The 17,126-nt window shown below is 71.8% G+C and carries 20 protein-coding genes; 7 read left to right on the top strand and 13 right to left on the bottom strand.

Going from position 1 to position 17,126, the window contains the following annotated elements:
• Positions 1 to 16 precede the first annotated feature (16 nt).
• Both ACWEGE_RS24345 and ACWEGE_RS24340 read right to left on the bottom strand, forming a co-directional pair.
• A complete protein-coding gene (locus ACWEGE_RS24345; protein WP_449662745.1) occupies positions 17 to 958 on the bottom strand; it encodes a GlxA family transcriptional regulator in 942 nt (313 codons plus the stop codon).
• A 40-nt stretch (positions 959 to 998) separates the two neighbouring features.
• The gene (locus tag ACWEGE_RS24340) at positions 999 to 1,988 is read right to left on the bottom strand and encodes a YbhB/YbcL family Raf kinase inhibitor-like protein (protein ID WP_449662744.1); all 990 of its coding nucleotides are present in this window, start codon (positions 1,986 to 1,988) and stop codon (positions 999 to 1,001) included.
• Between the two features lie 112 nt (positions 1,989 to 2,100).
• On the opposite strand from ACWEGE_RS24340, the gene ACWEGE_RS24335 reads away from it, so the two are divergent.
• A complete protein-coding gene (locus ACWEGE_RS24335; RefSeq protein WP_449662895.1) occupies positions 2,101 to 2,739 on the top strand; it encodes a GntR family transcriptional regulator in 639 nt (212 codons plus the stop codon).
• Positions 2,740 to 2,887: 148 nt separating this feature from the next.
• Here the strand turns inward: ACWEGE_RS24335 and ACWEGE_RS24330 are convergent, their stop codons facing one another.
• The gene (locus ACWEGE_RS24330) at positions 2,888 to 3,778 is read right to left on the bottom strand and encodes an aldo/keto reductase (protein ID WP_449662743.1); all 891 of its coding nucleotides are present in this window, start codon (positions 3,776 to 3,778) and stop codon (positions 2,888 to 2,890) included.
• A gap of 84 nt (positions 3,779 to 3,862) precedes the next feature.
• On the opposite strand from ACWEGE_RS24330, the gene ACWEGE_RS24325 reads away from it, so the two are divergent.
• Entirely contained in the window at positions 3,863 to 4,438 is a 576-nt protein-coding gene (locus tag ACWEGE_RS24325) for a TetR/AcrR family transcriptional regulator (RefSeq protein WP_449662742.1), read from the top strand.
• 59 nt (positions 4,439 to 4,497) lie between these two features.
• On the opposite strand, the gene ACWEGE_RS24320 is transcribed toward ACWEGE_RS24325, so the two are convergent.
• Together ACWEGE_RS24320 and ACWEGE_RS24315 are read right to left on the bottom strand one after the other, a co-directional pair.
• Entirely contained in the window at positions 4,498 to 5,190 is a 693-nt protein-coding gene (locus tag ACWEGE_RS24320; RefSeq protein ID WP_449662741.1) for a glycoside hydrolase family 12 protein, read from the bottom strand.
• Between the two features lie 207 nt (positions 5,191 to 5,397).
• On the bottom strand, positions 5,398 to 5,538 hold the full coding sequence (locus tag ACWEGE_RS24315) for a hypothetical protein (RefSeq protein ID WP_449662740.1): 141 nt from the start codon (positions 5,536 to 5,538) through the stop codon (positions 5,398 to 5,400).
• Positions 5,539 to 5,576: 38 nt separating this feature from the next.
• Here ACWEGE_RS24315 and ACWEGE_RS24310 point away from each other — a divergent pair, with 38 nt between their 5' ends.
• Positions 5,577 to 5,945, top strand: a complete 369-nt coding sequence (locus ACWEGE_RS24310) for a VOC family protein (protein ID WP_449662739.1) — start codon at positions 5,577 to 5,579, stop codon at positions 5,943 to 5,945.
• Positions 5,946 to 5,957: 12 nt separating this feature from the next.
• Here the strand turns inward: ACWEGE_RS24310 and ACWEGE_RS24305 are convergent, their stop codons facing one another.
• The 4 genes from ACWEGE_RS24305 to ACWEGE_RS24290 are packed head-to-tail and all read right to left on the bottom strand — an operon-like array spanning position 5,958 to position 10,671.
• Complete coding sequence (locus tag ACWEGE_RS24305; protein WP_449662738.1) at positions 5,958 to 7,658, bottom strand: amylo-alpha-1,6-glucosidase; 1,701 nt, start codon at positions 7,656 to 7,658, stop codon at positions 5,958 to 5,960.
• Between the two features lie 25 nt (positions 7,659 to 7,683).
• Positions 7,684 to 8,493: a carbohydrate ABC transporter permease gene (locus ACWEGE_RS24300; protein ID WP_449662737.1), complete on the bottom strand. Its 810-nt coding sequence runs from the start codon at positions 8,491 to 8,493 to the stop codon at positions 7,684 to 7,686.
• Positions 8,490 to 9,434, bottom strand: coding sequence for a carbohydrate ABC transporter permease (locus tag ACWEGE_RS24295; RefSeq protein ID WP_449662736.1), 945 nt, complete (start codon positions 9,432 to 9,434; stop codon positions 8,490 to 8,492). Before ACWEGE_RS24295 ends, ACWEGE_RS24300 begins: the two co-directional genes overlap by 4 nt.
• A gap of 7 nt (positions 9,435 to 9,441) precedes the next feature.
• Complete coding sequence (locus ACWEGE_RS24290; RefSeq protein WP_449662735.1) at positions 9,442 to 10,671, bottom strand: sugar ABC transporter substrate-binding protein; 1,230 nt, start codon at positions 10,669 to 10,671, stop codon at positions 9,442 to 9,444.
• A 112-nt stretch (positions 10,672 to 10,783) separates the two neighbouring features.
• Here ACWEGE_RS24290 and ACWEGE_RS24285 point away from each other — a divergent pair, with 112 nt between their 5' ends.
• Together ACWEGE_RS24285 and ACWEGE_RS24280 are read left to right on the top strand one after the other, a co-directional pair.
• Entirely contained in the window at positions 10,784 to 11,845 is a 1,062-nt protein-coding gene (locus ACWEGE_RS24285; RefSeq protein ID WP_449662894.1) for a LacI family DNA-binding transcriptional regulator, read from the top strand.
• 81 nt (positions 11,846 to 11,926) lie between these two features.
• A complete protein-coding gene (locus ACWEGE_RS24280; RefSeq protein WP_449662734.1) occupies positions 11,927 to 12,085 on the top strand; it encodes a hypothetical protein in 159 nt (52 codons plus the stop codon).
• Between the two features lie 33 nt (positions 12,086 to 12,118).
• Here the strand turns inward: ACWEGE_RS24280 and ACWEGE_RS24275 are convergent, their stop codons facing one another.
• The 3 genes from ACWEGE_RS24275 to ACWEGE_RS24265 form a co-directional block, all read right to left on the bottom strand.
• Positions 12,119 to 13,342 carry a GDSL-type esterase/lipase family protein gene (locus ACWEGE_RS24275; protein WP_449662733.1) on the bottom strand — a complete coding sequence of 408 codons (1,224 nt, stop codon included), beginning with the start codon at positions 13,340 to 13,342 and terminating at the stop codon, positions 12,119 to 12,121.
• 82 nt (positions 13,343 to 13,424) lie between these two features.
• Entirely contained in the window at positions 13,425 to 14,981 is a 1,557-nt protein-coding gene (locus ACWEGE_RS24270) for an alpha-L-arabinofuranosidase B (RefSeq protein WP_449662732.1), read from the bottom strand.
• A gap of 237 nt (positions 14,982 to 15,218) precedes the next feature.
• Positions 15,219 to 15,611, bottom strand: a complete 393-nt coding sequence (locus tag ACWEGE_RS24265) for a winged helix-turn-helix transcriptional regulator (RefSeq protein WP_449662893.1) — start codon at positions 15,609 to 15,611, stop codon at positions 15,219 to 15,221.
• A 144-nt stretch (positions 15,612 to 15,755) separates the two neighbouring features.
• Here ACWEGE_RS24265 and ACWEGE_RS24260 point away from each other — a divergent pair, with 144 nt between their 5' ends.
• A complete protein-coding gene (locus tag ACWEGE_RS24260) occupies positions 15,756 to 16,613 on the top strand; it encodes an SDR family oxidoreductase (protein WP_449662731.1) in 858 nt (285 codons plus the stop codon).
• 25 nt (positions 16,614 to 16,638) lie between these two features.
• On the opposite strand, the gene ACWEGE_RS24255 is transcribed toward ACWEGE_RS24260, so the two are convergent.
• Positions 16,639 to 16,863 carry a hypothetical protein gene (locus tag ACWEGE_RS24255; protein WP_449662730.1) on the bottom strand — a complete coding sequence of 75 codons (225 nt, stop codon included), beginning with the start codon at positions 16,861 to 16,863 and terminating at the stop codon, positions 16,639 to 16,641.
• A gap of 167 nt (positions 16,864 to 17,030) precedes the next feature.
• Between ACWEGE_RS24255 and ACWEGE_RS24250 the strand changes: the two genes are divergently transcribed.
• Positions 17,031 to 17,126 (top strand): manganese catalase family protein (locus ACWEGE_RS24250; RefSeq protein WP_449662892.1); only part of this gene is annotated, 96 nt, incomplete at its 3' end.

The following is a 17,126-nucleotide window of genomic DNA, read 5'->3' as shown; positions in this document are numbered from 1 at the left end:
CCGATGCCGGCCGGCCCTACCGCGACCGGAACGTCTTCCGGTACGCGCTCGGGCTGACCCGCACGGTCTGGGCGAACTGGACCCGGAAGTTGCTCGGCGACGGGAACCCCACCTGCCCGGCGATCCGGTCGACGGTGTGGTCGGTCAGCTCCAGCAGCTCCTGGGCGTGCCGGATCCGCACCCCGGCCAGCCACTGGATCGGGCTCTGCCCGGTCTCGGCGTGGAAGTGCCGGGTCAGCGTCCGGGTGCTCATGCCCGCCGCGTCGGCGATGTCGGCCAGCGTGAGCGGGCGGTGGGCGTTCTCCTCGATCCACCCGAGGGCCTTCTCCAGCGTCGCGGTCTGGTAGGTCGGGCGGTTGCGCAGGATGTACTGGCCCTGCCCGCCGGTGCGCTGCAGCGGTGCGACGGCGAGCCGCGCGGCGTCGGCGGCGACCGCCGCGCCGTAGTCGCGCTCCACCAGGTGCAGGCACATGTCCAAGCCGGCCGACGCGCCCGCCGACGTCAGGATCTGGCCGTTGTCGACGTAGAGGGCGTCCGGGTCGACCTGCACGGCCGGGTACCGGCGGGCCAGCTCGTCGGTGGCGAGCCAGTGCGTGGTGGCCCGCTGCCCGTCGAGCAGGCCGGCCTCGGCCAGGGTGAAGGCCCCGACGCAGATCGACGCGACCCGCGTTCCCCGCGCCACCGCGGCCCGCAGGAAGTCGGCCACGCCGTCCGGGGCCGGCCGGTGCGGGTCGTTCCGCCCGGGGACGACTACGAGATCGGCGCGTTCGACCTCGTCGAGCCCGGTCTCGACGGCGAGCCGCACCTGGCCGGCCCCGACCACCGGCTCCGGGCCGGCGACGACCACCCGGTAGCCCCCGCGGCCGTCCGGCAGCCGGACCCGGCCGAGCACTTCGATCGGCGTGGCCAGGTCGAAGGCGATCACGTCGTCCAGAGCCAGCACCGCAACCGTGTACATGCGGCCACGGTACGCCGGCTGGCCGGATCCAGGCGACCGGCTAGCTTTTGGCCAGGCGACGGCGGACGGTGCGTTCCAGGATGCCGAGGGTGGCCTTGAGGGCGGACTCGGGAACGACCGGGAAGGTGAGGCGCCGCTTCCACTCCTCGCCGATCTCCGACCAGTCGTAGTAGGACGTGACGCGGGTGCCGCCCTCGGCCGGCTCCAGCCGGTAGCCGTAGATGTGGCGGACGTGCGTCCCGGTCCGGCCCTCGACGGTCCAGGCGATCTCCTCGCCCGGGACGAACTTGGTGATGACGACCTCGACGTCGTACCGGCCGAGGGGCACGTCACCGAGGGCTTCCCGGTCCATGTGCACCACGAACCGGTCGCCCGCCCGCTCGACCGGACGGCCCTCGGCGGCCATGAGCATGCCCGACGCGTCGATGTCCACGTGTCCCTCCGGGTCGGTCAAGACCGCGAAGACGGCGTCGGCGGGTGCCGGGACGACCCGGGAAACCTCGAGGCGTTCGGTGTCCTCGCCCGGGGTTTCCGCCGTCGCGCTCAGCACCGCGCGGCCGAGGACGTGACCGGCCATCGTGAAGCCGAGCACGGCCGGGGTGGCGTCGGCGGGGACGCCGATCGACGCGGTGTCGAGGGCGTGCACCACGAAGAAGTAGCGGTGCGGGCCGTGCCCGGCCGGCGGGGCCGCGCCGACGAAGCGGGCTTCGCGGGTGTCGCCCGGCAGCTGGAACGCGCCTTCCGGGAGGCCGGCGCCGCCGGCGTCGCCCGCGCCTTCGGGCAGTTCGGTGACGGTGGCCGGGATGTCGGCGACGGCCCAGTGCCAGAAGCCGGAGCCGGTCGGGGCATCGGGGTCGTAGACGGTGACGGCGTAGCTCTTCGTGCCCGCCGGGGCCCCGCTCCAGGACAGCTGCGGCGAGCGGTCCGTTCCCGAACGGTGCTCGGGCGGCAGGGTGGCGCCGTCGGCGATCGTGGTGCTGGTGACGGTGAAGGAGGGCACCTCGGGCAAGCGGGCGAAGGGGTCGTTCATCGGGTCACTTTCTTCCGGGCTGGGGAGCATCCGTCATCGACCATAGCACTGATAATCGATTATCTGCCGGATCGTCTATGCTGAGGGGGTGACTGCTGCACCCGGCCGGCCCATGCTGTCCGAGCAGGCCTACGAGCGCCTGCGGGACGCGATCATGCGCGGGCGGTACGCGCCCGGCCAGGCCCTCAAACCGCAGGACCTGGCCAAGGAGCAGGGAGTGAGCCTCGCCGTGGTGCGCGAGGCACTGGTGCGACTGGTCGGCGACGGTCTCGCCGACCGCCTGCCCAACCGCGGCTTCGCGGTCCCGGCGTTTTCCGACCGCCGCTGGCAGGAGGTCGCCGAGGCCCGCCGGACGGTCGAACCGCTGGTGCTGCGCCTGTCCCTGGAGCGCGGCGACCTCGAGTGGGAGGCCCGGGTGCGGGCCACGCACCACCGCCTGGCCCGCACCCCGCCCGGCGAGGGCCGCCACTACAGCGGCGAGTGGGCCGAAGCCCACCGGATCTTCCACCGCACGCTGCTGGAGGGCTGCGGCAACCCGGTGCTGCTGGAGACGTTCGACCGCCTGTGGACGGCGAGCGAGCTGGCCCGCCGCTGGTCGGCCCAGCGCACCCCGGGCCGGAACCACCTCGCGGAGCACGCCCTGCTGGAGCGGACGGCATTGGCCCGCGACGCCGACGCGGCGGCCGAGGCGCTGACCCGCCACCTCACCACAACCGCCGCGGCGTTGACCGGCGACCCGGCGCAGGATTGAGCACCCTCGGGAGACGGCCGCACGAAGGGTGCCGATTCCCGCCGGAATCGCCCGGCTCGCGCCCAAGCCCACGCCACCACCAGCCGCGCGCACACCGCCGGACTTGCCCGCCCCCGCGGGACCACGCGGCCCCTGCCGAAACCAGCCCTCAGCGCAGCTCGGCTTCCATCGACCGGACCGGGATCGCGGCCAGCTCCGCCAGGGTCTCGCCGTCGAGGGTGATGTCCGCCGCAGCGAGGTTGGCTTCCAGGTGCGTCGCGCTCGCCGTGCCCGGGATGAGGTGGATGTTCGGGGCGCGGTGCAGCAGCCACGCCAGGCCGATCTGCGCCGGCGTGTGCCCGGTGGCCCGGGCCGCCGCCTGGACCGCCGGCTCGTCGGTGACCTTCGGCACGCCGGGGAACGCGCCGCCCAGCGGGAAGAACGGGACCCAGGCGATGTCCTCCGCGATGCACAGCTCGAGCATCTCCTCGTCGTCGCGGCCGACGAGGCTGTAGGCGTTCTGCACGCAGGCGATCCCCGCCGGCAGCGCCCGGCGCAGGACGTCGAGGGTGACCGCGCTGAGCCCGATCGCGCCGATCTTGCCCGCGTCGCGCAGGGCCGTCAGCACGGCGAGCTGGTCGTCGAGGTCGACGAGCTGGTCGCCCTCGGCCACCAGGCCGGGGCGCCGGTCGGCGCGGCGCAGGTTGACCAGCGGGATCCGGTCCAGCCCGAGCGAACGCAGGTTGTCCTCGACGCTCGCGCGCAGCTGCTCCGGGCGCTGGGCCAGGCGGAGCGGGATCGGGTCGCCGGGGGCCGGGTCGGCGCCGACCTTGGTGGCGACCAGGACGTCGGCTCCGACGGCCTCGCGGACGACGTCGTTGACGAAGCCGTTGCCGTAGAACTCGGCCGTGTCGACGTGGTCGACGCCGAGCTCGGCCGCCCGGCGCAGGAGGGCGACGGCGGCGGGGCGGTCGTCGTGCAGGCGCTCGAGCTGCATGGCTCCGTAGCCGACCCGGGTCACGATCCGGCCGGCGAGCGCGCCGCGAGGGGTGGAAGGCATGGGTGTCCCCGTTCTCGTGCGATGATGACTAAGCGGAGGAACCTCCGCTAAGCCGACCGTAGCACAACCGGAGGTGCCTCCGTTTTGTCTTCGCCTTCGCCCTCGCCTGAACCTGCCCGCGCGGTACGCTCCGACGCGCGCCGGAACCGGGACAAGCTCGTCGCCGCCGCCCGGGCCGCGTTCGCCGCCGGCGGCGGGGTCGCGCTGGAAGCTGTCGCCCGGGAGGCGGGGGTCGGGATCGGGACGCTCTACCGGCACTTCCCCACCCGCGAGGCGCTGGTCGAGGCCGTTTATGCCGCGGAACTCGATGACGTCACGGGGAGTGCGCCGGGTTTGCTCTCCGAGCTCGGGCCGGAGCGAGCTCTCCGGGCCTGGATGGATCGGTATGCCGCTTTTGTGGCGACCAAGCTGGGGATGGGGGATGTTTTCCGGGCCAGCGTGGCGTCGGGGCGTATTGCCACGCCGGTCACCCGGCGGCGGATTGCCGGTGCCATCGGGGAGATTCTCGAGGCCGGCGTCGAGGCGGGGACGTTGCGCAGGGTTGATCCCGAGGATGTGACGTTGCTGGTGCTGGGGGCGTTCTTGGCCACCGCCGATGAGCGTGATTCCGAACGCATCGGGCGGATGCTCGATCTTGTTGTCGATTCGTTGCGGGTTTGAATGGGTTCCCCGCCCCTCGCCCGTCGACTGCGACTGGAACGAGGGGCGGGGCGGCTGGGTCAGGATGCCGTTACGGAATAGCTGTTCGACGTGAAGTTCATTCCGCCCGACGACGAGGTGATTTCGAAGCCGAACTGGACTTCGCCCAGGGTCACGTCGCCGAACCAGCCCTTGGACCTGATCCAGTTCATCACCGCGAGGATGTCCACCGTGCCCGCGTCCGTGTTCGACGTGCGGAGGAACGAGAACACCGCGTTCGAGCCGTTCGATCCCTTGTAGACGTCCCAGGTGTGGCCGCCGGCGCTCACCGTTGCCTGCTTGGTGCCGAGGGGGCCGACCGCGCCCTGCTTGTTCATCCACAACATGATTTCGTACGCGTTGTTGTTCGCCCAGATGTCGTAGGCGGTTTCGTAGGCTCCGCCGCCGGGGCGGCTCACGCTGAAACTGCTCGACACCTGCCGCAGCGAGCCGATCGTTCGGCCGACGTTCTTCGCCGAGTGCGGGTACGACTTGATCCCGCCGGTGTTCGGGTGGTCCGCCCACACTCCCCAGTTCCCGTACGAATTCGCCCAGATCGTCTGGGGGCCGGCACCGCTGCCCCAGACGTCGTTGCGGACCGTGTAGCCGCCGTTGGACCAGGTTGCCCATTTGTCCGACGACGACCACGCGGCCGCTTCGGCCACCCCCGCGGTGGTCGCCACCACGGCGGCCGCGGTCAAGGAGACGAGCAGGGAACGCACAACGTTGTGCATGGTTCGTCCTTTCCCGGTTGACTCGGCGTCGAATCGTTTCGACGGATTGTTCAGCGCCGGTTTGGCGTGAACGGGAGTGGGACGACTATCGCAGGCCGCTTGCGTACCGGTCAAGATACTGTGTGTGATTCACCCGCATTCGACCAGCATCGATCGGCACGCCGGGCGCAATACTTCGATGATTTCGATGATCACGAATTCTTCGATTCAATCGAAACGGGATGTGTTTTCGCACGCCCGCCAGGAAATCGCGGTGAGCCGCGGATTGTCGATGCGGTTCGACAGGTGGAACTCGCGCAGGCCGGCGCCGGCTTGACTCTTGTCAGGTTCCTGACATACGGTGCTCATGTCAGGAACCTGACACAACCGAAGGAGCACAACCCGCCATGCCCGTCACCGGACCCGACTTCATCTCGCTCCAAGCACGCGACCTCGCCGCCTCGCAGGCCTTCTACGAGCAGTACCTCGGCCTCGTCCGCTCGCCGGCCGGTCCGCCGCACGCCGTCGTCTTCGAGACGAAGCCGATCGCCTTCGCCCTGCGCGACCTCGTCGCCGGCACCGACCTCGACTCCGCCGACCGGCCCGGCATCGGTGCCGCGATCTGGCTCCACGCCACCGATGTCCAGGCCATCCACGACGCGCTGGCCGCCGACGGGCACACCATCGTCGCCGCCCCGATCGACGGCCCCTTCGGGCGGACGTTCACCTTCGCCGACCCCGACGGCTACCACGTCACGCTGCACGACCGCGCCTGACGGGCAGCGCCGCTAAGGCTCCGAGCGTGCTTCGGAGCCGGCGGCGAGCACGAGGTAGGCCGCGGCCGTCCACGTGTAGGCGCGGTCGCGCAGGCCGTCGCCGGTCAGCGCGTCGAAGTTCTCGGCGAACCCGGACTTCTCGCACACCGCGCGGAACCGGGCGCTGACGCGGTCGGCGAGCTCCGTCGCGCCCGCGCGCCGGAGGCCGTCTTCGATCAGCACCGTGACCGGCGCCCACACCGGGCCGCGCCAGTAGCCGTCCGCCTCGTAGTACGGCGACGAAGGCCGCTCGGTCGCCAGCCCGATGGCGGTGAGGTGCGCCTCCAGCCCGGCCACGAGCTTCTCCCGGACCTCCGGTGGCAGGTGTTCGCCGAGCACGATCGGCATCAGCTCCAGCAGGCTCGCCCCGGACTGCACCTCGCCGGTCGCGGCCGAGCGGCTGACGAACTTCGTGCCGTCCCACAGCTCGCCCAGCAGGTCCGCCAGCATGCGCTCCGCTTCGGCTGCCCACCGCGCGGCCGCGCCGGGATCACCCTGCCCGTCGGCCAGCACGGCCAGTTCCTTCAGCTGCAGCACCAGGAACGCGGCGAGGTCGGGCGTCTGCACGAGCCGCCGCCGGGCGAACGGCGTCGCGTTGTCCCAGCCGCTGTCGTTGCCGTGCTCGTAGTGGGCGAACGGCGCGCCGGGCACGCGGCGGTGCTCGAGCCAGAACGTCGTCCACGCCGCCAGCTGCCGGTAGGCGGGCCCGGGTTCGGGCAGGCCACCGGGCAGGGCGGCGCGCAGGCGGCTCAGCGCCCAGCCGTGGATGGGCGGTTTGACGAAGTTGCGCAGCACCTCGGCGTGGGTGATCGAGTCGGGCAGTGCGCCCCGGTCGTCCTGGTGGTCGAAGACGACCTGGAACTGGTGCCAGGCCAGCTCGGGGCGGCCCCCGGCCAGCGCGAGCGCGTTGAAGCAGTGGTCCCAGCTCCACACCTTGTCCATCCAGTGCTTCGACATCAGCACCGCCGGACGGCCGAGGAACCCGGCGGGCGCCACGATGGCCGACCACAGCACGTAGCAGGCGAGCTCCGCCGCCGGGGTGCGTTCGCTGCGCCACGGCGCCACGGAATCGGCGAACGAAGCGAACGCGGTCCCGGCGGCGGCGACCACGTCGCCGAACGCGGTGGCCGCCGAGTACGGCTCGCGGACGCCGGCGAGCTCCTCGATCGCCACCTCCCAGGCACCGCCGTCCACGACGACAGCCCGCTCGGCCGTCCCGAGCGCTTCGGCACCCTCGTGCTCCAGGTGTCCGGAAAGGACGGTGACCCGGTAGCGGCAGCCGGTTTCGTAGGAGGTGAAGACGGCCGAGCCGTCGACCGGATCGGCGAAGAAGTAGGTACCGGTGAACGGGGTCAGCGTGGGCTCCGCCGCCCGGATCCGCAGCGCCAGTCCGTGCCCGGCGACCCGGAGCACGTCGGGTGCCGCGAAGGCCGCCGTGATCCGCCGGTCGTCGCCGCCCCAGGTGAGCGCGGCCGGGGTGGCGGTGGCCGGGACTGCCACCCGGTTCCCGCCGCTTTCCGGGACGAGGGCCAGTACGGCGTGCATGCCGTGGCGGTGGGACACCAGGTGCAGGTCGTCGGCGTAGGTGGCCTGGGCCACCACCGGGGAGACGTCGAACCACGATCCCGGGTGGCTGAAGGGGATTTCCCGCAGCGAAAATTCGCCCGTGGGCACAGAAGCCGTCCTTTCCGAGAGGGGCTCAGTCCTTGACGGCGCCCGCGGTGACGCCGGCGGCGACGAACCGCTGCGCCAGCACGAGGAGCACGGCGGCGGGCACGGAGGCCACCACCGCCGTCGCCATGATGGAGTTCCACTCCTGGTTGTTGTTGCCGATGTAGCGGTAGATACCCAGGGTCAGCGGCCGCATCGAGCCGCCGCCGTCGAGCGTCGCCGCGAAGACGAAGTCCGACCAGGCCCAGAGGAACGAGAACAGCCCGGCGGTCACCACCCCGTTGCGGCTCGCGGGCAGCACCACCGACCAGAAGGCGCGTACCGCGCCCGCGCCGTCGATCGTGGCCGCCTGGACGAGCTCGTCCGGCACCGAAGCCATGAACGAGGTCAGGATGAGCACGGCGAACGGCACCGCGATCGTCGAATCGGCGAGGACCAGCCCCCAGGCGGTGTTGGTGATGCCGAGCGAGACGTAGACCCCGTAGAACCCCAGCGCCATGATGATGCCGGGGATCATCTGGGCGACCAGCAGCACGAAACCCAGCGCCCGGTGCCCGCGCGGGCGGAGCTTGGCCAGCGCGTACGCCGAAGGCGCGGCCAGCGCCAGGGTCAGCGCCACGGTGCCCAGCGCGACGAACAGGCTGGTGGCGAAGTACGGGAGCTGCTCGCGCAGGACCCGCTCGTAGCCTTCGAACGTCGGCGCGGCCGGGAACCAGTCGGGCGGCGACTTGCGCATCCGCCCGGCCGGGGTCAGCGACACGTTGACCATCCAGTAGACCGGGAACAGCATCACGGCGGTGAGCACCAGCCCCACCGCGGTGCGCCAGCGGCGGATCACGCGGCCTCCTGCCTGCGCTGCGCGCGGATGTAGAGCAGTCCCGCGACCAGCGCCAGCAGGATGAGCACGTTGCCCACCGCCGCGCTCGGCCCGAACCGCGGCAGCATGCTGCCGAACCCGAGCTGGTAGGACCAGGTGGCCAGGGTGGTTGACGACCCGCCGGGGCCGCCCCTGGTCATGATCCAGATGACGTCGAACACCTTCAGCGTGTAGACCAGCCCGAGCAGCAGGGTGATCGCCGAAACTCCCCGCAGCAGCGGGAAGGTGACGTGCCGGAACCGCTGCCACGCGCCGGCGCCGTCGAGCGACGCCGCCTCGTACACCTCGGCCGGGATGTTCTGCAGGCCGCTGTGCAGCACGACGAGGTTGAACGGCACGCCGATCCAGATGTTGGCGATGATCACCGAAACCAGCGACCACGACGGCGACGTCAGCCAGTCGATCCGGCCGGCGCCGAACCAGCCCAGCACGGCGTTGACCACTCCGGACTCGCTGTTGAGCAGCCACGCCCAGGTCGACCCCGAGACGATCAGCGGCAGCAGCCACGGCACGAGGAACAGCGCGCGCAGGGTCGGCCCCAGGCGGAAGTGGCGGGCGAAGAACACCGCCATCGCGAGGCCGATGCCGTACTGGAAGAGCAGCGACGCGGCGGTGAAGACGAGCGTGTTGAGCAGCGCCGTGCGGAAGGTCGGATCGGTGAACACGCCCGCGTAGTTGTCGAACCACACCAGCGGCGCCCCGCCGTGCACGAAGGTGCGGACCGTGTAGTTGCGCAGGCTGAGGTCGATGTTCGTGACCAGCGGATAGCCGTAGCACAGCACGAGGTAGGCCACCAGCGGGGCGAGGAACGCCCAGGCGAGCAGCTGCGGCCGGCGGCGTCCCGTCCGCCCGGGCGCTCGCGCGGCCGGACGGACGGCGACCGGTTCCCGGATGTCCTGCACGAGCCGCCTACTTCGCCGACGCGGCGGTCGCCTGCGCGGCCGCGAGGGCGACCTCGGGCGTCTTGGCGCCGGTGAGCGCGACCTGCACGGCACCCCAGAGCGGTTCGGAGATCCGCGGGTACCGGGTGCCGAGGTGGTCGCCGGTGCGGCCCTTCGCGACCTTGACCGCGTCGACCCACACCTTCAGCTCCGGCTGGGCGGCGACCTGCTTCTCCTGCACCGCGGGCACGGCGGAGACGTAGGTCAGCGCGGTGTCGGAGTCGAGCACGTTGGCCGGGCTGGTCAGGCAGGACGCGATCTTGCCCGCGGTCTTCTCGGCCTCAGGGCTGCTCTGGACCGGCACGGTGACGAACTCGCCGCCGGTCGGTGCCGGGGCCGCCCCGCCGGCGCGGGCCGGGATCGGGAGGACGCCGTAGTCGAAGCCGGCCTTCTTCGCGTTCTGCAGCTGCCAGGTGCCGTTCTCGGCGAAGGCGTACTCCCCCGTCGCGAACTCCTGCCAGCTGGTGGTCTGCGTGTTGCCGACCACCGAGTTCGGGGCGTATCCCTTGTCGAGCCAGGACTTCCACTGCGCGAGCGCGGAGACGGCGTCGGCGGAGGCCAGGTCGGTCAGGTTCGCGCCCGAGCCCCAGAACCACGGCAGGAACTGGAAACTGCCCTCTTCGGTGCCGATGGCGGAGAACGTGATGCCCTTCTTGCCCGCGGCGTGCACCTTGGCCAGCGCGGCGTCGAGACTCGCCCAGTCCTTCACCGACGCCGGGTCGACGCCGGCCGCGGTCAGCACGGCCTTGTTGTAGTAGAGGGCGAGCGTGTTCGCCCCGATCGGGACGCCGTAGACCTGGCCCTTGACGTCGGCGGCGGCGAGCAGGTTCGGGGCGGCCTGCGTGGCGTCGAGGCCGGTGTCCGCATTGGACTTCAGCACCCCGCCCTCGGCCAGCGTGGAGACGACCGGGTTGTCGACGACGAGGACGTTCGGCGCGGTGTTCTGCTGGGCGGCGAGCAGCACCTTGTTGGTGAGGTCGGTCGTGTCGAACGCCTGGCGCGCGATCTTCACCCCGGCGTCGGCGCCGCACTTGTCGACGACCTTCGCCCACGCGGAGCTCGCGTCGAACTGCGGGTACGGGTCCCAGACGGTGAAGGTGCCGCCGGCCCCGGTGGGAGCGGCTCCGGACGAGCAGGCGGCCAGCGTCGTCGCGGCGACGGCCGCCGACAGCAGCCGGATGAGGGGGTGACGCTTCATGGGAGGTCCTTCCTGTCGGCACCTGCGACGACCTGGAGGCGGTCTCCGCGGCATCGAACCGGTTCGATGACCGAGGCCGCGCCACCGTAAACCCCGCAAGCGCTCCTGCGCAATACTGCGTGTACTACGATCGAACCGGTTCTGGACAACGGTCGGGAGTGGCATGAACATCGGGGAGATCGCGCGGCGGGCCGGCGTGTCGCGCAGCACCGTGTCGTACGCGCTCAGCGGCAAGCGGCCGGTGTCGGCGGCGACCGTGCAGCGCATCAACGACGTCATCGCCGAACTCGGCTACCGGCCCAACGCCAGCGCCCGCGCCCTCGCCGAAGGCCGCACGCGCACCCTGGGCCTGGTCGTGCCCCCGGCCAGCCGCCGGCTGACCGACGTCCAGCTGGGGTTCGTCGGCAGCGTCGTCGACGCGGCCGCCGCCCACGACCTCGACGTGCTGCTCTCCCCCAGCGGCGGCGACCACGACCGGTCGTTCGAGCGCATCGTGACCGGACGGCGCGTCGACGGCGTGATCCTGATGGAGATCCTCCTCGAAGACCCGCGGGTCGAGCGGCTGAGCCAGGCGAGCCTGCCGTTCGTGACGATCGGCCACGTCGAGCACCCCGGGGCGTCCTGGTGGGTGGACGTCGACTACGGCGCCCTGATCACGCGCTGCGTGCACCACCTGGCGGACCTCGGCCACGAGGAAGTGGTGCTGATCAACCGTTCGGCCGAGCTCGTCGCGGCGGGCTACGGGCCGGCCCTGCGGTCGGCAACGGGGTTCCTGGACGCGACGGCGGCGCGGGGCCTCACGGCGCGGACGGTGTGCTGCGCGGACGAAGCGGCGGCGGGCCTGGCCTGCTTCGAGCAGATCCGGACGCAGTGGCCTTCGGTGACGGCGGCGGTGACGATCAACGAAGCGGCCCTGCCGGGCGTCCAGCGCGCGTTGCACCGGGCCGGCCTCGAAGTGCCCCGCGACTTTTCGCTGACGGGCGTGATCGCCGAACGCCTGGCGGAGGACTTCCACCCCCCGCTCACCGCGGCGGACGTGCCCGCGGTGGAACTCGGGCGGCTGGCGGTGGACCTGCTGCTGGCACAGATCGCGGACGCGGAGGCGCAACCGCGGCACGCGCTGCTGGAGCCGCCGATCTCGCTGCGGTCGAGCACGGGCGCCCGGAGGCGCTGACCGGCCCCCCGGGTTTCGGGCTTGCGCGACGCGGGAAGCTAAAAACCCGAGGGGGCCCGCCGAACTCGCCGGGAGGCCGCGATGTCCCCCATCGACCACCTGATCGTCACCGTCCTCGGCCGCCGCCGGGCCCGGGCCCGGGAGCAGCGCCCGGCCCCGGAACCCGGTCCCGCCTGGTCCGGCAGACCGGACCCGAAGCCCGCGTCCGGCCGCCGCCCCGCGGCATCGGGCGACACGTAGCGGGCATCCCGGGGTTCCAGGGGCTCCAGGGGTTCAGCGGGTGAACACCTTCAGGTCGATCGAATCGCCGAGGAGCCGGTCGCCCGCCGCGTTGGGGTGGTAGCAGTCGGTGCGCCGGTCCGCGCGGATCACCGTCGGGTCCGCCGGGTCGCGCAGCACGGCGTCGAAGTCGAGCACCGCGTCGAACACCCCCGACGTGCGGATCCACGCGTTCACCGCGAGCCGGGCCTGTTCCTTGGGGCTCCCGGCCGCGTTGCACATCGGCAGGACCGTCGCGCCGACGATCCGGCGGCCGGCCGCGTGCACCCGCCCGGCGATGCCGCGCATGGCGTCGACGACCTGCGCCGCCGGGGCCGGTGGCGCGTTGTCGCCCCCGCCGAGGTCGTTCGTGCCCTCCAGGAGCAGGACGTAGCGCACGCCGGGCAGCGAGAGCACGTCCCGGTCGAGCCGGACCGGCGCCGGCGGGCCGCAGCACTGGCCGGTCGGGTCGTACGGGTTCGGCTGGACGCTGACGGTGTTGCCGCTGATGCCCGCGTTCGCCACCGACAGGCGGCGGGCCGGCGGGAGCGTCCCGATGCGCTCGGCGAGCACGTCGGTCCAGCGCAGGCCGCCGCCGAAGGCGTTGTAGCCGTCGGTGATCGAGTCGCCGAGGGCGACGATCGTGCCGCGGGCCGTCGAGGCGGCGCTGATCGCGTCGGCCCACCACAGGACGCCGGGCGCGAACGGCCCGTACGCGCGGCCCGATTCGTCGGCGCTGGCGTCTCCTGGCCCGGCCGAGGTGAACGACCCCGGGGTGAAGGTCTGCGGCGGCGGGAAGGTGTGGTCGTTGATCGGCGCGCCCGGCGCGTAGACGCTCACCGCGACGTGGTCGCCGCGCCGGACCGGCAGCGGCAGCGGGTCGGTCCACACGCTCGCGCCGGGCGGGATCGTCACCGCGTGCCGGAAGCCGAAGGTGGCCCGGTGGTTGGACCCCGGCACCAGCGCGGGCGAATCCGTCGACGGCTGCCGCCCGACCCACACCGAGCGCACGGTCATCGCGGTGCTGCCGAACGGGTTGCCCAGCCGCACCCGCAGCGCCGTCCCGCCGGCGGTCACGGTGAGCACGTTGCGGACGGTGACGTCGGGGGCGGTGCCGTGCACGCCCTGCAGAGCGGACTCCGTCAGGGTCACCGGACCCGGCGGCGAGGCATCCGCCGCCGCGGGGGTGAGCAGCGACGCGGCCACGGCCAGGACCACCGCGGTTCGGCGGAAACGCATCCGAGACGTCCTTTCGTCGAGGGGCCGGGACGGGAGAAGACGCTGTCACGCGCCCGGGCCGGGCGCGTGACAGCCGTTCGGCTCAGGACGCCCAAGACGGGCTGACGAGCCAGCTGATGTCGTCGCTGTAGGCGTTGGCGTTGTCGAAGGTGTTCGGACCGCCGTTGGCGGCGATGTAGACGATGTTGCCGTAGTGGCGGACGTACCGGTCGGCGTAGTTGAGCGATCTGAGCGAGGCACCCTGGCCGCTGCGGCCTGCCTCCGGGCAGAAGGTCGCGTCCTGGGCGAACAGCGAGCTGCCGTCGTTGGCCTGCAGGTACAGCTGGTAGTTGTAGTGCCGCAGGTACTGCCCGGGCACGTTCTTCGACTCGAAGGACACGCAGGACCCGCTGCCGAGCCCGGTCCGGACGGTCCAGGAGGCGTTGCCCTTCTCCGTGGCCGAGCTGCCCGAGCCGATCACCGCGGTGTCCACAGTGGAGCCGGTGTGGTGGACGTAGCGGTCGGTGCAGCAGGCGGTGGTGGCGCGCAGCGACACGGCCGAACCCGGCGTGAGGCCGGTCCCCGCGGAACCGGTGGCGTAACCGGCCGCGGTGATGTTGGCCTGCACCGCGTTCTCCGTGGCGTCCGACGGATAACCGGACGTCATCACGCCTTCGTAGAAGGTGCCGCGGGCGCCGATGCTGTTGTCGCCGCCGATGCCCAGGATGATGGCCCCTTCCTTCTTCATCGGGTTGTAGCCCGCGACGTTCGGGCGCACCCCGTCGTAGAAGGTCGACACGCCACCGGACTGGGCGTTGCCGCCGCGGATGGCCCACCGGTTGGGCCCGCCCTTGACGATGGCGGTCAGGAAGCGGTGGCTGATGCTCGGGTCGTTGGCGTTGTAGTGCTGGTTGACCCCGGAGAACAGGCCGTTCTCCAGGTCGGCCATGATCCACGGCCCGTTGCCGGAGCCGTAGCCCCAGACCTTGATGTTGCCGAAGTAGATGGCCTCCATCGTGCCGTTGCCGTTGTCGCGGCTGTTGCGCTCGGCGTTGCCGTAGTCGAAGCAGCAGCCGCCGTTGTAGTGCGTGCCGTCGAAGATCGCGTACATGCCTTCGGGCTGGTCGCCGGTCGCGACGCCGTTGGTGTTGTTGTTGCGGTAACCGGTTCCGGGGGCCACGTAGACGCCATACGCCTTGTGGCCGCCGACGGTGATCGGCGCCGAGGTGGCGTTGGCGAGGTTGTCGTACCCACCCGCGGCCGGGCCCTGGAACCCGCCCGGCGGGGCCTGGGTGAGCCGGTTGTTCCGGCCGGACTGGTCGTAGATGACCGTGATCAGGCAGGTCGTCCCCGCGCAGAACGAATCCTGCGCCGCGGCGTTGGCCACGCCGCCCGCGGCCAAGGGGGCGATGTCGCGCGTGGCGCTGTCGGACGCGCGCCGGACCTGGTACAGCGGACCGGTGTAGGCGCCGTAGAGGGCGCGGGTCGTGGAATGCGCGGCCACGCACGGCGTGCCGCCGGCCGCGTAGATGTCGCACGGCCCTTGGGCGGCCGCCTGGGACGTGCCGGCGCCGGTGAGGAGGCCGGTGACGAGCGTGCCGGCGACGAACAGGGCCGGCGCGATGGCGCGTGAACGGGCGTATCTCGGCTGTCGTGCCATGGGTGATCTCCCGCTGGGGTACGGAAATCGTCGAATCGACAGGGGCGCGGGCCGGCGACGGTGCCAACCTCCTCCTCGATCACCGACACGCGGGAACGGCACAAGCGGAGTGATTGTGAGCGCTAACATAACTCCCGGGAAACCCGGGCGCAACGGCCGGTTCACCCCGGCCGGGGTTTCGACGCTTTCGAGATCGCCTTGCCGCGCAAGGGGTTCCGCCAAAAGGACGGACCGACGTCAGGCGCTTGCCGCCTTCGCCGCGTCGTACCGGGCCCGCGCGGCCAGCACCTCGGGCACGCCGGCCTCGAGGACCTCGATCAACCCCAGCAGCCGCTGCGCGACCTCGCGCCCGGACGGCGTCAGGCTGTACTCCACGTGCGGCGGGATCGTCGGACGCGCCTCACGGTGCACGAAGCCGTCGCGCTCGAGCGCCTGCAGCGTCTGGGCGAGCATCTTTTCGCTGACCCCCTGCACCCGGCGGCGCAGCGCGTTGAACCGGAACACGCCGTCGTTGAGCGCCACGAGGGCGAGCACGCCCCACCGGCCGGTGACGTGCTCGAGCACGGCCCGGGAAGCGCACGCCGCACTGAACACGTCGGCGATCAGCGCCTCGTGCTCGGCGTCGGTCACGCCCTCGTCTCGTTGTCCGTCCACACCTCGATACTACCCAAGAGTTTGCACAATGGATGTGACGGCACTAACAATGAGTTGGTACTTTCTAAAAGTTAGTACATGCTCGCGGACGTCAGGTACTTGAACCTTCAAGGAGTCCTCATGATCGTCGTCACCGGCGCCACCGGCCACCTCGGCAAGCTCGTCGTCGAAGGCCTGCTCGAGAAGCTGCCCGCCGACCAGGTCGTCGCCGCGGTCCGCACCCCGGAGAAGGCGGCCGCCCTGGCCGAACGCGGCGTCGACGTCCGCCACGCGGACTACACCGACCCCGGCAGCCTGGCCACCGCGTTCAAGGGCGCCGACAAGGTGCTGCTGGTCTCCGGCAGCGAGGTCGGCCGGCGCGTCGCGCAGCACCAGGCGGTCATCGAAGCGGCGAAGCAGGCCGGTGTCCGGCACCTCGTCTACACCAGTGCCTCGAAGGCGACGACGTCGAAGCTCGCCGTGGCCCCGGAGCACAAGGCGACCGAGGAGCTGATCGAGGCTTCCGGCCTGACCGCCACCATCCTGCGCAACAACTGGTACAACGAGAACTACGCCGACACGATCAAGCAGGCCGCCCGGACCGGCAGCTTCGTGGGCAGCGCCGGTGACGGCCGCGTCGCCAGCGCCACGCGGGCCGACTACGCCGCCGCCGCGGTCGCGGTGCTGACCGGCGAAGGCCACGAAGGCAAGATCTACGAGCTCGCCGGCGACGTCACCTGGTCGAACGCGGAGCTCGCCGCCGAGATCGGCAAGGCCGCCGGCCGCGAAGTCACCTACGTCGACCTCCCGGCCGACGAGCACGTCAAGGCCCTGACCGGCGCCGGGCTCCCGGAGCCGCTGGCCGGCTTCCTCGTGGCGGTCGACGCCGACATCAAGGCCGGCTTGCTCGCCGAGACCACCGACGACCTGCGCACCCTCATCGGCCGCCCCAGCACGCCGATCGGCGTGACCGTGGCCGAGGTCGTCGGCTCGCTCTGAGCCCGCCCCGGGCCGCCCGGCCGTCCTACAGCGGCCGGCCGGGCGGCTTCCGCCGCGACACGCTGGTCTCCCGCAACGGCGGCTGCCACACCCTGGCCTCGGGGGCCTGGCCGTCGTCGCCGGGCTGGTCGAGCGGGTCGGTCCCGTTCTGCCAGCGAGCCCAGTGAGCCGCGCACATCCTCCGCCAGAGGGCCGGCTCGTCGCACTGGTACCGCCGGCAGGTCGGTACCCGCTCCTGGTGATCGCTCACGTATTCGCTCCACTCGCGTTCGAACGTTCCGCGTTCAACTACCACAGCGACGGTCGCGTTGTCGATCCTCGCCGTGTCCCGGCGGATGCTTCGGGATCGCCGCGGTTAACCGTCCGCTTGCCGGGAAAGCCCCCTCCGACCGCCATCCGGACGACGGAGGGAATGTCGTGTTCCGTCACACGAAGCTGCTGCAGTTCGAGGCCAAGCCCGAGAGGCCCGACCCCGTCTACGCCCACAAGCTCCAAGAACTCATCGGCGGCGCG

This window comes from Amycolatopsis sp. NPDC004747 (genome assembly GCF_053601335.1).
This window is presented reverse-complemented; position numbering and strand designations above follow the sequence as displayed.

Bases quoted from the DNA above. Each gene is read 5' to 3' on its own strand.
- ACWEGE_RS24345 (WP_449662745.1), bottom strand. From the start codon at position 958: ATGTACACGGTTGCGGTGCTGGCTCTGGACGACGTGATCGCCTTCGAC.
- ACWEGE_RS24340 (WP_449662744.1), bottom strand. From the start codon at position 1,988: ATGAACGACCCCTTCGCCCGCTTGCCCGAGGTGCCCTCCTTCACCGTC.
- ACWEGE_RS24335 (WP_449662895.1), top strand. From the start codon at position 2,101: ATGCTGTCCGAGCAGGCCTACGAGCGCCTGCGGGACGCGATCATGCGC.
- ACWEGE_RS24330 (WP_449662743.1), bottom strand. From the start codon at position 3,778: ATGCCTTCCACCCCTCGCGGCGCGCTCGCCGGCCGGATCGTGACCCGG.
- ACWEGE_RS24320 (WP_449662741.1), bottom strand. From the start codon at position 5,190: ATGCACAACGTTGTGCGTTCCCTGCTCGTCTCCTTGACCGCGGCCGCC.
- ACWEGE_RS24315 (WP_449662740.1), bottom strand. From the start codon at position 5,538: ATGAGCACCGTATGTCAGGAACCTGACAAGAGTCAAGCCGGCGCCGGC.
- ACWEGE_RS24310 (WP_449662739.1), top strand. From the start codon at position 5,577: ATGCCCGTCACCGGACCCGACTTCATCTCGCTCCAAGCACGCGACCTC.
- ACWEGE_RS24290 (WP_449662735.1), bottom strand. From the start codon at position 10,671: ATGAAGCGTCACCCCCTCATCCGGCTGCTGTCGGCGGCCGTCGCCGCG.
- ACWEGE_RS24280 (WP_449662734.1), top strand. From the start codon at position 11,927: ATGTCCCCCATCGACCACCTGATCGTCACCGTCCTCGGCCGCCGCCGG.
- ACWEGE_RS24275 (WP_449662733.1), bottom strand. From the start codon at position 13,342: ATGCGTTTCCGCCGAACCGCGGTGGTCCTGGCCGTGGCCGCGTCGCTG.
- ACWEGE_RS24270 (WP_449662732.1), bottom strand. From the start codon at position 14,981: ATGGCACGACAGCCGAGATACGCCCGTTCACGCGCCATCGCGCCGGCC.
- ACWEGE_RS24260 (WP_449662731.1), top strand. From the start codon at position 15,756: ATGATCGTCGTCACCGGCGCCACCGGCCACCTCGGCAAGCTCGTCGTC.